Raw genomic sequence first — 13,951 nt, 5'->3', positions numbered from 1 at the left:
CGGACCGTCGCCGCGCGGCACCCGCGGACCGTCGCCGCATAGGATGGCAATTTCATCGCCGTTCGTGGAACAGGAGCAGATCGTGGGCGCGTTGTGGCACGGGTTCGCAGACATGGGTGTCGTCGAGCGGGACGGTGCGTTCGTCGTCGCGCGCGGAGAGGGCGCCTACATCTGGGATTCCGCCGGCACCCGCTATCTCGACGCGACCGCCGGCCTGTGGTTCGCGAACGTCGGCCACGGCCGCTCCGAGATCGGTGACGCGGTGGCGGCGCAGCTGGCGAAGGTGGCGCACTACTCCAACTTCGGTGACCTCGCCGCGGAGCCGACCGTCGAGCTGGCCGAGCGGCTCGCGACGATCGCTCCCGTTCCCGGCAGCAAGATCTTCTTCACCTCGGGCGGTTCCGATTCGATCGACACCGCGGCCAAGCTGACGCGCCGCTACTGGCAGGAGATGGGCCGGCCGGAGAAGACCCTCGTCGTCAGTCGCGAGAAGGCTTACCACGGCATGCACGTCGGAGGCACGTCGCTCGCCGGGATCCCCGTCAACGCCGAGGGGTACGGGAACCTGTGGGACGACGCCGCGAAGGTGGCCTGGGACGACGCGAAGTCGTTGCTCGCCCTCATCGAGCGGGTCGGCGCGGACCGGATCGCGGCGTTCTTCTGTGAGCCGATCATCGGCGCGGGTGGGGTGTACCTGCCGCCGGAGGGCTATCTCGCCGAGGTCCGCGACATCTGCCGCGAGCACGACGTGCTCTTCGTGGTCGACGAGGTGGTCACCGGCTTCGGCCGCATCGGCGGGTCGTGGTTCGCCTCTGGCCGGTTCGGACTCGAACCCGACCTGATCACCACGGCGAAGGGCCTCACCTCGGGGTACGTGCCGATGGGCGCGGTGTTCGTGGCGCCGAAGGTGGCCGAGCCGTTCTTTGCCGGCGGGGTGTGGTGGCGGCACGGCTACACCTACGGCGGGCACGCCGGTGCCGCCGCGGCTGCCCTGGCGAACCTGGACATCATCGAGCGCGAGAACCTGCTCGACGAGTCGGCGCGGTTGGAGCGGACCCTGCACGAGAAGCTGTCCCCGCTGGCCGAGCACCCGCGCGTCGCGGAGGTCCGCAGTGGTCTCGGCGCCGTCGCCGCAGTGCAGCTCGCCGACCCGGGTGAGGCGCTGGAGTTCGTGAAGGCGCTTCGGCGGCACGGGGTTTCGAGCCGGGCGGCGGGACAGGGTGCGCTGCAGATCTCGCCGTCGTTCGTGATGACGGACGAGCAGGTGCAGGGCCTCGTGGACGGGTTCTCCTCGGCCCTGGGTTGATCGACGATCGAGCGGCGCCGACCGTTCGGCACCGGCACCGCGGGTCGCGTCAGCGGCGGGGGCGGAGCCGTTGCAGCACAGTGCAGATCCGCTCGCGCAGTCCCGTGGGCACGTCGTCCAGCGGTACCGCGCCCTGCGTGTCGTGCGCGGCGGCGACGCGGGCGTAGCGGTCGTGGAGCACCGTGCGTACCTCGTCGGGCGTGTGGGCGCGTCGTCTGCGCTCGTCGCGCGCGACGACTGCGCCCGTCGCCGCGACGCCGACCACACCGGCGAGTCCGACGAGCTTCCACCACTGCCTGCCCTTCAATGCCATGGACGCGAGCCTAGACGGTAGGGATTGGGCTGGGGCCGCGCTCACCTGGGACCGATGCTCGCCACCGTCGACCGGCGCGATCGCCCGGACGCTCCGGCCGAACAGTGTGCCTCAGGGCCTGTCCGGTACTCCGTTGCGTCCCTGCGCGGCCGTATCCGGCTGCGGGCTTGTCCGGAATTCGAATCGGCTGCCGACGGCATTGGGGTGGAAGGCGTCCGGGAGGGCGGTGAACAGCGCGTGCTGCGCCTTCCACGACGTGCAGTGGGCGGGCACGACCACGGCCGGATCCGCCGCGGCGAGGGCGGTCACCGTCCGGGGGACGATCGGGCCGTCGCGGAGATGGAACCCGCCGAGGACGGCATGGAGCCGGCCGACCCCGGTGAGCCGCTCGGCGTGCTCGAGGATGTTGATCAGCCCGGCGTGCCCGCATCCGGTGAGCACGACGAGTCCCCGGTCGCGTAGGTGCAGGACGACGGCCTGGTCGTCGTGGATGAGCGGGTCGGGCCGCCAGCGGCCGTGCCGGTGGGCTTGATGGCCCGGCATGCCGGTCTCGTACTCGGTGGTCCGGGCGATCCGGCCGGTCACCAGGAGCATTCCGTCCAGCAGGAAGGAGGGGCGCCGGTTCTCGACGACGACGAATCCCGCGCCCTCGATCGCCGCGCGGCTCGGCGTCGGTAACTCGAAGGCGCCGTCGGGACCGACGATGCGCCGCCTCGTCCAGAAGTCGGGGTGCACGAGGATCGGCAGGTGCCGGGAACCGAGCCGGCGGGCGAGGCCCTGCAGACCCATGACGTGGTCGAAGTGGCCGTGGCTGAACACGATCGCCTCGATGCCGTCCGGGGAGATCGCCAGCCGATCGAGATTCGCCATCAGACCGTCCGGCGTGGCCCCCGCGTCGTAGAGCACGCGGTGCGTGGTTTCGCCGACCCGGACCTCGATCAGTACGGAGAACCCGTGCTCCGCTCGGAGGAGGTCGACAGTCCGGAATCCGACCGCCAGATCGCTGGGGACGATCGGGAGCGGACCTGCCGATCCGGCCGGCCCCCAGCGGCGGACGGGCCCCACGTCGGGCAGCAGCACGTCGGAGGAGTTGTCCACCAGCGTCGTCACATCGACCGCGTCGACCGGCCGGAGCTCCACCCGTACCGGGTCCCGCTCCGGCAGCTGTCCGGCGGATCGTCGATCGCGGGTCTCCGCTCCCGTCCTCACGCCCTCCTCCTTCCGGTGGATACGGTGAAACAGCCTTCGGCCGGCCGGGCCGTCAGTGCTCGGGGCCGAGGTCGGTGAAATCGGGACGGAAGGGCGCCTCGCTGCCCGTCCGCAGATCGAACGTGCTGCGGTTCTGCGTGAGAATGTCCGTGCCGTAGACGTGGATCGAGATCGCATCGGTCCCGTCGAGTGCCTCCACCGAGTGGATCGTTCCGTCGGGAACGACGGTCACCGTGCCCCGCGGGTTCACGAAGGTGTCGGCAACCTGGAGCCGGGCCCTGCCCGGCACACTCCCGTCGTCGAGCCGGCGATACCACGTCTCCCGTTCCCGGCCCCGATACACGCCGACCACGGCCCACGCGCCGTGATTGTGCGCCGGAGTGCTCACTCCGGCCTTGAACACCGCCACCAGGATCGACAGGTGCCCGTCCGAGGCCCGGTAGAGGGGGTACAGCACCCAGTCCCGCGTCTCGGGACGCTCCTGGTACTGCGGGTCCAGCCAGTCGCTGTCGTCGGCGACTGCTGCGGCCAGAACCGCACGGACCGCCTCCGGTCCGTCGCGCAGTGCGGACGCCTGTCGGAGGCGGGGGATCAGATCGTGGATCGACTGCCGGTGGCCGACTTCGGTGTGCCTGTTCATGATGCACCTCCTGCAACCGCTCTCGAAGAGAACGGTATGCGCACAACAGTGATGAATGCATCGGTACCAGTACGGACGTCGCGCGCCGTCCCGGTGGTGCCGGGCGTCGGCTCACAGACCGAATTCGACCGCCCGCCGCACCAACTCCACCCTCGAGTTGATGCCGAGCTTCGCGTAGATGTTGGCGAGGTGGGTCTCCACGGTTCGCTCGCTGATGAACAGGCGCCGGCCGATCTCGGGGGAGCTGAGTCCGGCGACCGCCAGCGCGCCCACCTCCCGTTCGCGGGTGCTCAGGGCCTCCGGCCCCCAGGCCGGGCGGTCCCGGCGGCCCCGCCGTACCCCCGTCAGGAAGGCCTCGATCTCGATCAGCACCGCGTCCATGTCGCCGATCCAGGGCCAGTGATCGATCCCGGGCAGTTCGACGAGTGTCGCGCCCGGAACGCGCGCCGCGACGTAGCGGGAATGCTCGACCGACAGCCACGGATCGTCGACGTGGTGGAGCAGGAGCGTCGGCACCCGAATCTCGTGCAGCCTCGGACGAAGATCGGTCGCGGCGCAGAGCCGGAACAGGTCCCGTGCCTGCGCCGGGCCCGCCGCCCCCAGGGCGTGACGCGCGAACCAGGATCGATACCGCTCGTCCCCGGCCAGGGTCGGATTCATCGACGCGATGCCGGAGCCCGTCGCCCACCCCTCGTCGATGCCGGCCAGGACCGACGAGAAGAACTCCTCGCTCCACCCCGCCGCATACCCGTCGTCCTCCAGGAGCCGGGCATGGGCGTCCCACAGGATCATCGAACGTGTGCGGCCGGGGTACTTCAACGCGAACGAGGTGCAGATCCCGGCGCCGACGGCGACCCCGAACAGGGTCGCCCGCCGGGACCCGGCGGCGTCCATCACGGCGCGGATGTCCTCGACGCAGGCGTCCATGGACACCTCCTCCCGCGGCACGTCCGACAGGCCGGTGCCCCGCTTGTCGAACCAGATCAACCGGGCGAACGACGCCAGGCCGCGCAGGAAACGCGCGAAGAACCGCTCCTCCCAGGCGAGGTCGAGGTGCGAGACGAATCCCGGAACGAAGACGAGGTCGGGTCCCGCCTTGCCCAGCACCTGGTACGCGATGCTGACATCCCCGCTGGCGGCGTACCGGACCTCGTGGTCCATCCCTGCACCGTAGCGCCGTCTGCCGCGCTGTCAACCTCGGGTGAGGCGCAGCGAGGCGGGGCAGCGACGGCGGGCCGGCCACCACCTCCCGTGCTCGGCGGCCGGATCCCGTTACCTCCCCGCGTGAGAGGCTGTCGGTCATGCAGCAGCGGAGCTCAGCGCAGTCCCGGATCACCCTCGACGAGGCGGTGGAACTGACCCGCACCGGCGACCTCTGGATCTTCCGCGGCAGCAGCCACGCCGACCGGGCGATCCAGACGCTGACCAACGCCCCCGTCAACCACGTCGGCATGGCGGTGGTCCTCGCTGATCTGCCACCGCTGATGTGGCATGCCGAGCTGGGCAGGAGCCTGCCGGACATGTGGACCGGCCGGCACCACCGCGGTGTGCAGCTGCACGACCTGCGCGAGGCGGTGCAGGTGTGGAGTGCCCGGTACGGGCAGCGCGGCTGGCTGCGCCAGCTCGGCGTCGAGGTGACGCCGGAGCAGGAGGATCAGCTGCTGCGCACCGTCGCCCGGCTGGACGGCACGCCGTTCCCCTCGACGGGCCGGCTGGCGGGGCGCTGGTTCGCGGGCCGGCTGCCGTGGCGGAAACGCACGTCGGATGCGGGTCTCGAGCGCGCGTACTGCGCCGAGGTGGTGGGCGCGACCCTGGAGGCGATGGGGCTGCTCGAGCAACGCGGGCGCGGCAGCAACTGGTACGACCCCGGACGGTTCTGGAGCGGGGACCGGTTGCCGGCCGCGCCCGGGGTCGCATGGGGGCGCGAGATCGAGGTCGTGCCTCCCGAAAACGGGTGAGGGGCTGGTGCGCTCGGTCGCCCCGCCGAAGGCCCACGCCGCCGGATAGGCCCGTTTGCCGGGCCCGCGCGACGACTTCGCGGGATCATGAGCCCATGTCGCGTCCCGCCATCGCACTGCAGGTCTACGTCCTCGACACGCCGGACCCGTCCGGGCTGGCCTCGTTCTACGCCGTGCTGCTCGGCTGGGACATCGACGACGCCGCCACCGACGACGACTGGGTCCAGTTGCGCGCCCCGGCCGGCGGGGGCCTGGCGTTCCAGCTGGCCCCCGAGTTCACCCCGTCGACGTGGCCGGACGACCGGGTCGGGCTGCAGGCACACCTGGACCTCGAGGTCGACGACCTCGACGCCGCGGAGGAGTGGGTGCTGCGGCACGGCGCAACCCGCGTCGTCGGGCCCAACCCCAGCCCGACCTTCCGCACCTACCGGGATCCGAGCGGCCACCTCTTCTGCCTGGTGCGGTCCGCGTGAGCGGTCCGTGTTCCGGCCCGGGGCCTCCCGGGCGGCTACCGGCGCCGGCGCGCCCGTCCGGCGCTCTTCGGCCGGCCCGCGTTTCCGCGGCGGGTCTTCGGCTTCTTGTCGCCGACCACCTTCTTCGGCTGCGATCCCTGCCGCTCCCCGCGCCGTTTCTGCTTCGGCTGGGACTCGTCCTGCCGGCCGCGGGAGCTGTTGGCGGTGCGGCCGCGCACGATCCCGACGAACTCCTCGACCAGATCGGTGGTCCGCTCCGAAAGCCACACCAGGCCCACCTGCGACTGCGGGGCATCGGTCACCGGCCGGTACGTCAGATCCTTGCGGTGGTACAGCCGGGCCAGCGACTGCGGCACGACCAGCACCCCCACCTCGGAGGCGACGTACGACACGGCCGTCTCCGTCGTGGCCGGGCGCTCGAACGCCGCCTCTCCCGGCAGGCGCGCCCAGTCCAGCACGTCGTCGCGCGGATGCAGCACCGTTTCCTCCGCGAGATCGGCGACGCTCAGTTCGTCGACGGCCGCGACGGCATGCTCCTCGGGTACCACCACCACCGATACCTCGGTGTAGAGATTGATCACCGACAGCCCCTCGCGCGGCAGCGGCAACCGCAGCACCGCCGCGTCGACCGTGCCGTCGCGCACCGCGGCCTCGCCGTCGGCGGCGTCCACGGGCACCAGCTCGAGGGGGACGTCGGGTATCCGCTCCGCCCACACCCGCACCCATTTCGCGGGGGTGACCCCGGGGACGTAGGCCAGCCGGAACACCGGGGCGGACTCTTCGCTCACCCGCTCAGGCTAGCGGCCCGTGCGTCCAGCGTCCGCCGAGCATCGTGCCCCACACCGGCATCGCGGCCAGCTCCGCACCGGAGCGGGGCAGCGTGTCCGCGTCGAGCACCACCAGGTCGGCGACGTCGCCGACGGCGACGCGGGCACGACCACCGGTGGACGCGGCCAGCGCCACCTGCAGGTCCAGTTCGTGCTCGCGGTGCCAGACCCGGCCGTCGGGCAGCGTGCGGTCGATCGCGGCGGCCAGCGTCCGCCACGGATCCAGGGGCGCGACCGGCGCGTCGGAGCCCAGTACCAGCCGCGCCCCGGCCGCGTGCAGCGTCCCGTACGGGAAGGCGCGGTGCGTGCGGCCGGGCCAGTACCGTTCGGCCAGGTCCACGTCGTCGTACACGTGCGCCGGCTGGATGCTCGCCGTGACACCCGACCGGGCGAACCGCGGGAAGTCGCGCTCGGCCACGAACTGGGCGTGCTCGACGCTGCCGCGCGCCCCGGTGGCGGCGAACGCGTCGAGCACGTGCTCGCAGGCGTGGTCACCGATCGCGTGGATCGCGCTCTCGACCCCGTGTTCGTGGGCGTGGCGCATCAGCGGCTCGAGCCGTTCCGGCGGCACCGACAACACCCCGTGCCCGCCGTCGGGATACGGGTCGTGACAGTAGGCGGTGCGGGTGCCGAGCGATCCGTCGACGATCACCTTCAGCGGACCCACCGTCGCCAGCCCCGCGGTGCCGGGTACCACGTCGCCGGTGCGCATGCCCGCCGCGATCGCCGCGTCCAGCCACCGGGGCCAGATCCCGCACCGCACACGCAGGTGCCGCGTCCCGGCGCCGATGCGGCGCCTCCACGCGGCGAGAGTGTCCGCGATCTCGAAGTCGACGACGCCCACCACGCCGCGGGCGGCGGCCGCCCGGGCCGCGGAGTCCACGAGGCGATCGCGCACCTCGGGGTCGACGCGCTGGATCTCGTTCATCAGCGGCATGAACTCGGTTTCCCGCAGCAGCCCCGTGGGGTGTGGATGCAGCGAGAAACGCTGTAGCGCAGCAGTATTGAACCAGGCGCTGTGCAGGTCCGCGCTGAACGCGACGACCGGCCGGGCGGGGGCGATCGCATCGAGCGCCGCAGCGGTGGGCGTGTCCGGCCACAGCCCGTCGCGGAAACCGTGCGCGACCACGACGGGGGCGGGGTCACCGGCCAGGCGGGCGGCCACCAGCGCGACCGCGTGCGCGGCCGACGTCGCGCCCGACAGGTCGAGCGCGGCCTGCGCGAGGGTCCACTGGTCGAAGTGCACGTGCGCGTCCCACAGGCCCGGCAGCACCAGTCGCCCGCCGGCGTCGACGACCTCGGTGCTGCCCGCGATGTCACCGCCGATGCGGTCGCCGGTGATCGGCAGGTCGACCGGGCCGGCACCGGGCGCCGTGCGGGCGCCACGCAGGACGAGGGACGGCGGCACCGCTCAGCCCTCGACGATCTCGAACTCGTCGAACACCACCTCGCCGGCCGCGTCGGACTCGGCGAGGTTCACCTCGCCGAGCAGCGCCCAGCCGTGGTCCCCGGCGGGGTCGGCCAGGGTCTGCCGGACCCGCCACAGATCCTTCTCCTCGACCACGGTGAACAGCTGCGGGCCCCGCGCGTCGGGGCCGGTGCCGATCTCGTCGTACTCCTCGAAGTACAACTCGAGCAGGTCGGCCCAGTCCTGGGCCTCGAGCCCGTCGCCCAGCTCGGCGAGCTCGTTCCACCGTCGCCGCGACGCCAGTTCCACCCGCTTGAACATCGCATTGCGCACCATCACCTTGAACGCCCGCGTGTTCGCCGAGATCGGTTTGGGCACATCCGCGCCGAATGCCACCTGCTGATCGTCGGATTCGACGCCGGGGTTGGTGAGCGACTCCCACTCGTCGAGCAGGCTCGAATCGACCTGGCGGATCAGCTCGCCCAGCCACTCGGTGAGGTCTTCGAGTTCCTCGGTGCGGGCCGCGTCCGGAACCGTCTGGCGCAGCGCCCGGTAGGCGTCCGCGAGGTAGCGCAGCACCAGTCCCTCCGAACGGGTCAGGCCGTAGTGACCGACCAGTTCGGCGAACGTCATGGCCTTCTCGACCATGTCCCGCACCACCGACTTGGGGGACAGCGGGAACTCCGAGACCCACGGATGCCCGGCGCGGTACGTCTCGAACGCCGGCTCGAGGAGTTCCGCCAGCGGCTTCGGCCAGGTGATCTCCTCGAGCAGCTCCATGCGCTCCTCGTACTCGATGCCGTCGGCCTTCATCTGCTGCACGGCCTCACCGCGCGCGGCGTGCTGCTGCGCCATGAGGATCTGCCGCGGATCGTCGAGCGTGGACTCGATCACCGACACCACGTCCAGCGCATAGGCGGGGGAGTCGATGTCGAGCAGCTCGATCGCGGCGAGCGCGAACGGCGACAGCGGCTGGTTCAGCGCGAAGTCGCGCTGCAGGTCCACGGTCAGCCGCGCCGTCCGGCCGAACTCGTCGGGCTCGTCGAGCTGCTGCACCACCCCGGCCTGCACCAGCCCCCGGTACAGCGAGATCGCCTTGAGGATGTGCCGGCGCTGGGCGGGGCGCGCTTCGTGGTTGTCCTCGAGCAGATGGCGCATCGCCTCGAAACAGCTGCCGGGGCGGGCGATCACGTTCAGCAGCATCGAATTGCTCACGGAGAAGCGCGAAGTGAGCGGCTCGGGGGATGCGGCGACGAGCTTGTCGAACGTGCCCTCGCCCCACGAGACGAATCCCTCGGGCGGCTTCTTGCGCTGCACCTTGCGGCGCTTCTTCGGGTCGTCACCGGCCTTGGCGAGGGCCCGCACGTTCTCGATCTCGTGCTCGGGCGCCTGCACCACGACGGTGCCCATCGTGTCGAATCCGGCACGGCCGGCGCGGCCGGCGATCTGATGGAACTCGCGGGCCTTGAGCTGCCGGGTCCGGGTGCCGTCGAACTTCGTCAGGCCGGTCAGCAGCACCGTCCGGATCGGCACGTTGATGCCCACCCCGAGGGTGTCGGTCCCGCAGATGACCTTCAGCAGCCCGTCCTGGGCCAGCCGCTCGACGAGCCGCCGGTACTTCGGCAGCATCCCGGCGTGGTGCACGCCGATGCCGTGCCGCACCAGCCGCGACAGCGTCTTGCCGAAGCCGGTGGAGAACCGGAACGCGCCGATCGCCTCGGCGATCGCGTCCTTCTCCCCGCGCGAGCACATGCTCACGCTGGTCAGGGCCTGCGCCCGCTCCAGGGCGGCGGCCTGGGTGAAGTGGACGACGTAGACGGGGGCCTGGTGCGTGGTGACCAGTTCCTCGATCTCTTCGCCGATCGGCTTCTGGGAGTAGGTGAACGACAGCGGCACCGGCCGCTCGGAGCCGGACACCTCGGTGGTGGTGCGGCCGGTGCGCCGGGTCAGGTCCTTCTTCAGGAAGGTGACGTCGCCGAGGGTCGCCGACATCAACAGGAACTGCGCGCGGGGCAGTTCCACGAGGGGCACCTGCCACGCCCACCCGCGGTCCGGCTCCGAGTAGAAGTGGAACTCGTCCATCACCACCTGGCCGATGTCCGAGCCGGCGCCCTCCCGCAGCGCCAGATTGGCGACGATCTCGGCGGTGGCGCAGATGATCGGGGCACCGGGGTTCACCGAGGCGTCGCCGGTCATCATCCCGACCCGATCGGCGCCGAACACCTCGCACAACGCGAAGAACTTCTCGCTGACCAGCGCCTTGATCGGGGCCGTGTAGAAGGTGCGCGTACCGGTGGCCAGGGCGAAGAAGTGCGCGCCGAGCGCCACCATCGACTTGCCCGACCCGGTGGGCGTCGCGAGGATCACGTTCGACCCGGAGACCAGCTCCAGCAGCGCCTCCTCCTGCGCCGGATACAGCGAGAGGCCGCGCCCGGTCGTGAAGGTGGTGAAGGCGTCGAACAGCGAGTCCTCGTCGACGATGTCGGGGGTCAGATCCGGAAGCAGCACCGCTCCAGGCTAGTTGTTGCCGCCGTGACCGCGCCGACGCGCCGTGTGCGGCAGGCCGGCGCGCGGCGGCCGACGGGTCCTGCCGCCCGCGCCGGTCTCGACGGCTGCACCTGCCGGAGCGGGCCGACGGCGACGTGTGACGGCGTTCGAGGACTCGGCGCGGGACGTCGTGGGCGGCGGGTCGCTCAGGTGGCGCTGCGTTCGTCGGCGCCCATCGCGCCGAGCACGGCCCTGCGGGTGGCCGGACCGCCCGTGATCTGGTTCTCGCTGACGCCGTTGATCAGCAACTCGCGCCAGCGTTGCTCGTCGAACACGAGGGGTGCGGTCGAGTCGAGGAACTCCTCGACGACCCGCAGGAACCGGATGGGGTCGTCCCGGAACGGGAAATGGCCGGCGCCGCGGAAGACGTCGAGCCGGGAGTTGGGCATCGCCGAATGCGCCAGGTAACCGTGACTGACCGGGATCACGCTGTCGTGATCTCCCCAGATCAGCTGCACGGGCAGGTTCTCGGTCAGGTAACAGCGGTCGAGCATCGTCACCACCTGGCCGCGCCAGTCCACGACGGCCCGCAGCGTGCGCAGGAACGCCTCGTACGCGGTGGGATCGGGCAATCCGCTCAGGACCCGGATCAGATCCGAGGTGTCGTGCAGGAAGGGGCCGGGCCGCAGCGGCGTGTCGTGCAACTGTCCGAGCAGGCCGCCGGCGATGCGTACCGCGGGCAGGGCGCCGGGCAGCCGCAGCAGCTTGAGGACCTCGCTCAGGCCGGGCATGGACAGCAGGCGCAGCGCCGGGTGGACGTCCTTGGTGACGCCGCCGGCCGAGACCAGGATGAGCCGGTCGACCATCTGCGGGAACTGGTACGCGAACTGCATCGCGACGCCGCCGCCGAGGGAGTGCCCGACCACGGTGACGTGCTCGATGTCCAGGACCGAGAGCAGGTCGCGGACGCCGTTGGCGTACGCGGCGACCGAGTAGTCGGCGCGCGGCTTGTCGGAGCGGCCGTGGCCGAGCAGGTCCGGTGCGATGACCGTGTACTTGCGGGCCAGGTGCGGGATGACCTCCTGCCAGGTCGAGGAGTTGTCGCCGATCCCGTGGATCAGCAGCAGCGCGGGGCCCTCGCCGGCGAGTCGGAAGGCGCGACGGTAGCCGTGGATGGTGCGGAAGACCATCCGCGTCTCCGCGTCCGGCACCGGCCGGAGCGTGCGTGTGCGCGGTGTACCCATGTGCGTCTCCTGACCGCCGGTTCCTCGTCTACCTGTGGTGTCCGAGGCGCCGGACCGTCTCCGGCCCGACCCTTCAGCTCAACTCGTCGAACTGAGCGTACTGACTGTATGTGACCTGCACAACGCGAAGTGTAACGAGAGAGTAATGATCCGGGGTCGGACAGGCGGCGATTCGAACCCGGTCAGGCGGAGGGGTCCGCGTCGCCGGGCTGTCCGTTCCCGCCGCGATCCTCGTATTCGGCGAGGAAACGCTCGAACTCGGCACCGATCTCCTCGCCGGTCGGCAGGTTCTCGTCCGTCGGCAGCTGGGCGGCCTGCTGCTCCTGGGCCGCCACATAGCTGTCGTACTGCCGCTCGAGTCCGCGGACCACCGCCTGCACCTCCTCGTTCTGGGCGATGTGCTCGTCGATCTGCTCACGCACCCGTGCGGCGGCCTCGCCGAGCGCGGCCAGCGGCAACCCGAGGCCCCCGGCTTCGGCGACGTTCTCGAGCAAGGTCTCGGCAGCGCCCGGGTACTCGGTCTGCGCCAGGTAGTGGGGCACGTGGACCGAGAACCCCACCGACTCGTGCCCGTGCTGCGCCATCCGCAGCTCGAGCAGCGACGACACCCCCGCCGGCACCTGCAGCTCGCCCGTCCAGCGGTGGTGGTCGGCGATCAGGTCCTTGTTCGTCGAGTGCGCCGTCACGCCCAGCGGACGGGTGTGGGGGATCGCCATCGGGATCGCGCTGATCCCGATCGTGCGCCGGACCCCGAACTGCTCGGCGAGCAGGCGCACCGCCGTGATGAACCGCTCCCATTTCAGGTCCGGTTCCGCGCCGGCCAGTAACAGGAAGGGGGTTCCGGCCGTGTCGATCAGGGCGTACAGGTTGAGTTCGGGGGCGGCGTAGTCGGAGAAGTGATCCGCCTTGAACGTCATGGTCGGCCGCCGGGACCGGTAGTCGATCAGCTCGTCCACGGCGAACGACGCCACGAGTTCGCTTTCGAGGCTCTCGCGCAGGTGCGTGGTGGCGAGCCGCACCGCATGCCCGGCGTCGGCGAACCCCTCGAGACCGTGCACCAGCACGGGACCCTCGCCGTCGGCAGACGTCAGCTGCGGAGCGGGGAACTCGAGCTCGTACATGCGGGACTGGTCGTCCATGCGAACATCCTCCGTTCGATCCGGGGCGCCGTGATACCGCCGGGTCACCGGCGTGGCATGGTGGAGTTCGAGTCTAGTTGAACTGGTGATCAGCTTCCGCCGGGGCACGACCCCGGCGGGACGCGACAGCGGAGGTCCGGTGGCAACCCACAGCGCAGGAGACGACGTCCGGACGCCGCGCCGCCCCCGGACCCCGCCGGTGCCCTTCCGCCGGCTGGGCGCGACCGTGATCGGGGGCGCGTTGCTGCTCGCCGCCGGGTGCTCGTCGACCGTCGACGGCACGCCACAGCCCGAGCCGGCTGCACTGGCCACGACGGACGAGGCCGGCACCGCGGGCCGGCCCCTCGCCGAACTGCTGCTGCCGCCCGAGCAGTTCCCCGAGCCGTACGACGCGGTGGTGCTACCGCCGCAGGCGGTCGCCCAGGCCGCTCCCGACCTCACCGGAGTCCCGGAGGGGGCCAAGGTGGATCCACCCGGATGCCTGCCGCCGCCGCAGAACTACGGCCCGGACGGGACCGCGATGGTGGTCGGCACGGACAACGACAGCCGGGCCACGATCTCGGTCGAACTCGTCGCTGTCACCGACGACCTGGCCGCCTACCGCGACCGTCTCGTCGAATGTCCCGTCGTCGCGGCGACCCGCCGGGGCGTCACCGCCACGGTGACGACCACGGTCGACCCGTCGGCGCCGCCGGCCGCCGCGGGGGTGGCGACCCTCGCGTTCACCCGCACCGTCCGCTCGGGCGAGGGCCGGGAGGTGGTCACCCAGTCGATGACCAGCCGGATCGCCCAGGTCGACGACGTGCGGGTGCTGGTGACGTACATGTCCTTCGGTGCGGGGCCCGCCGACACCGCCACCCTGGGCCGGGTGTTCGAGGCGAGCGTGGAGCGCGTGCGCGTCGGCTGACGCGGCACGCTACCAGCCGGCACCGACATCGGGCGGCCGG

General features: G+C 71.5%; 13 protein-coding genes. 4 read left to right on the top strand and 9 right to left on the bottom strand.

Features of this window, described 5'->3' with window-relative positions; genetic code table 11:
- The first annotated feature begins 43 nt into the window (after positions 1-43).
- Positions 44-1,306, top strand: coding sequence for an aminotransferase class III-fold pyridoxal phosphate-dependent enzyme (locus JYA75_RS19720; RefSeq protein ID WP_006935041.1), 1,263 nt, complete (start codon positions 44-46; stop codon positions 1,304-1,306).
- A gap of 49 nt (positions 1,307-1,355) precedes the next feature.
- Here JYA75_RS19720 and JYA75_RS19715 read toward each other — a convergent pair whose 3' ends face one another.
- The 4 genes from JYA75_RS19715 to JYA75_RS19700 all read right to left on the bottom strand — a co-directional run bounded on the left by JYA75_RS19715 (position 1,356) and on the right by JYA75_RS19700 (position 4,629).
- Positions 1,356-1,619 carry a hypothetical protein gene (locus JYA75_RS19715; protein WP_006935037.1) on the bottom strand — a complete coding sequence of 88 codons (264 nt, stop codon included), beginning with the start codon at positions 1,617-1,619 and terminating at the stop codon, positions 1,356-1,358.
- 111 nt (positions 1,620-1,730) lie between these two features.
- Entirely contained in the window at positions 1,731-2,828 is a 1,098-nt protein-coding gene (locus tag JYA75_RS19710) for an MBL fold metallo-hydrolase (protein ID WP_230304461.1), read from the bottom strand.
- Positions 2,829-2,880: 52 nt separating this feature from the next.
- Positions 2,881-3,468, bottom strand: a complete 588-nt coding sequence (locus tag JYA75_RS19705) for a cysteine dioxygenase family protein (protein WP_006935034.1) — start codon at positions 3,466-3,468, stop codon at positions 2,881-2,883.
- 111 nt (positions 3,469-3,579) lie between these two features.
- The gene (locus tag JYA75_RS19700; RefSeq protein WP_203329269.1) at positions 3,580-4,629 is read right to left on the bottom strand and encodes an alpha/beta fold hydrolase; all 1,050 of its coding nucleotides are present in this window, start codon (positions 4,627-4,629) and stop codon (positions 3,580-3,582) included.
- A 140-nt stretch (positions 4,630-4,769) separates the two neighbouring features.
- Between JYA75_RS19700 and JYA75_RS19695 the strand changes: the two genes are divergently transcribed.
- Together JYA75_RS19695 and JYA75_RS19690 are read left to right on the top strand one after the other, a co-directional pair.
- Entirely contained in the window at positions 4,770-5,426 is a 657-nt protein-coding gene (locus JYA75_RS19695) for a hypothetical protein (protein ID WP_029543381.1), read from the top strand.
- Positions 5,427-5,521: 95 nt separating this feature from the next.
- Positions 5,522-5,899, top strand: a complete 378-nt coding sequence (locus JYA75_RS19690) for a VOC family protein (protein ID WP_006935029.1) — start codon at positions 5,522-5,524, stop codon at positions 5,897-5,899.
- Between the two features lie 35 nt (positions 5,900-5,934).
- Here the strand turns inward: JYA75_RS19690 and JYA75_RS19685 are convergent, their stop codons facing one another.
- The 5 genes from JYA75_RS19685 to JYA75_RS19665 form a co-directional block, all read right to left on the bottom strand.
- Positions 5,935-6,687 carry a LysR substrate-binding domain-containing protein gene (locus JYA75_RS19685; protein ID WP_050035129.1) on the bottom strand — a complete coding sequence of 251 codons (753 nt, stop codon included), beginning with the start codon at positions 6,685-6,687 and terminating at the stop codon, positions 5,935-5,937.
- Between the two features lie 4 nt (positions 6,688-6,691).
- Positions 6,692-8,134, bottom strand: a complete 1,443-nt coding sequence (locus JYA75_RS19680) for an amidohydrolase family protein (RefSeq protein ID WP_168579574.1) — start codon at positions 8,132-8,134, stop codon at positions 6,692-6,694.
- Positions 8,135-8,137: 3 nt separating this feature from the next.
- On the bottom strand, positions 8,138-10,642 hold the full coding sequence (locus JYA75_RS19675; RefSeq protein ID WP_168579575.1) for a DEAD/DEAH box helicase: 2,505 nt from the start codon (positions 10,640-10,642) through the stop codon (positions 8,138-8,140).
- Between the two features lie 185 nt (positions 10,643-10,827).
- Positions 10,828-11,865, bottom strand: coding sequence for an alpha/beta hydrolase (locus JYA75_RS19670; protein ID WP_006935025.1), 1,038 nt, complete (start codon positions 11,863-11,865; stop codon positions 10,828-10,830).
- A gap of 182 nt (positions 11,866-12,047) precedes the next feature.
- Positions 12,048-13,004 (bottom strand): PAC2 family protein, encoded by a 957-nt coding sequence (locus JYA75_RS19665; RefSeq protein WP_006935021.1) that lies wholly within the window; start codon positions 13,002-13,004, stop codon positions 12,048-12,050.
- A 139-nt stretch (positions 13,005-13,143) separates the two neighbouring features.
- On the opposite strand from JYA75_RS19665, the gene JYA75_RS19660 reads away from it, so the two are divergent.
- The gene (locus tag JYA75_RS19660; RefSeq protein ID WP_065923484.1) at positions 13,144-13,911 is read left to right on the top strand and encodes a hypothetical protein; all 768 of its coding nucleotides are present in this window, start codon (positions 13,144-13,146) and stop codon (positions 13,909-13,911) included.
- Positions 13,912-13,951: the final 40 nt, after the last annotated feature.

This window comes from Rhodococcus sp. PSBB066 (genome assembly GCF_017068255.1).
Classification (GTDB): Bacteria; Actinomycetota; Actinomycetes; order Mycobacteriales; family Mycobacteriaceae; genus Rhodococcus; species Rhodococcus aetherivorans.
The sequence above is the reverse complement of the archived record's forward strand: the minus strand, read 5'-3'. Positions and strand labels throughout refer to the sequence as shown.

What these genes read in the sequence shown, in the direction of transcription:
- JYA75_RS19720 (WP_006935041.1), top strand. Translation starts at nt 44, where the DNA reads ATGGCAATTTCATCGCCGTTCGTGGAACAGGAGCAGATCGTGGGCGCG.
- JYA75_RS19715 (WP_006935037.1), bottom strand. Translation starts at nt 1,619, where the DNA reads ATGGCATTGAAGGGCAGGCAGTGGTGGAAGCTCGTCGGACTCGCCGGT.
- JYA75_RS19705 (WP_006935034.1), bottom strand. Translation starts at nt 3,468, where the DNA reads ATGAACAGGCACACCGAAGTCGGCCACCGGCAGTCGATCCACGATCTG.
- JYA75_RS19700 (WP_203329269.1), bottom strand. Translation starts at nt 4,629, where the DNA reads ATGGACCACGAGGTCCGGTACGCCGCCAGCGGGGATGTCAGCATCGCG.
- JYA75_RS19695 (WP_029543381.1), top strand. Translation starts at nt 4,770, where the DNA reads ATGCAGCAGCGGAGCTCAGCGCAGTCCCGGATCACCCTCGACGAGGCG.
- JYA75_RS19690 (WP_006935029.1), top strand. Translation starts at nt 5,522, where the DNA reads ATGTCGCGTCCCGCCATCGCACTGCAGGTCTACGTCCTCGACACGCCG.
- JYA75_RS19670 (WP_006935025.1), bottom strand. Translation starts at nt 11,865, where the DNA reads ATGGGTACACCGCGCACACGCACGCTCCGGCCGGTGCCGGACGCGGAG.
- JYA75_RS19665 (WP_006935021.1), bottom strand. Translation starts at nt 13,004, where the DNA reads ATGGACGACCAGTCCCGCATGTACGAGCTCGAGTTCCCCGCTCCGCAG.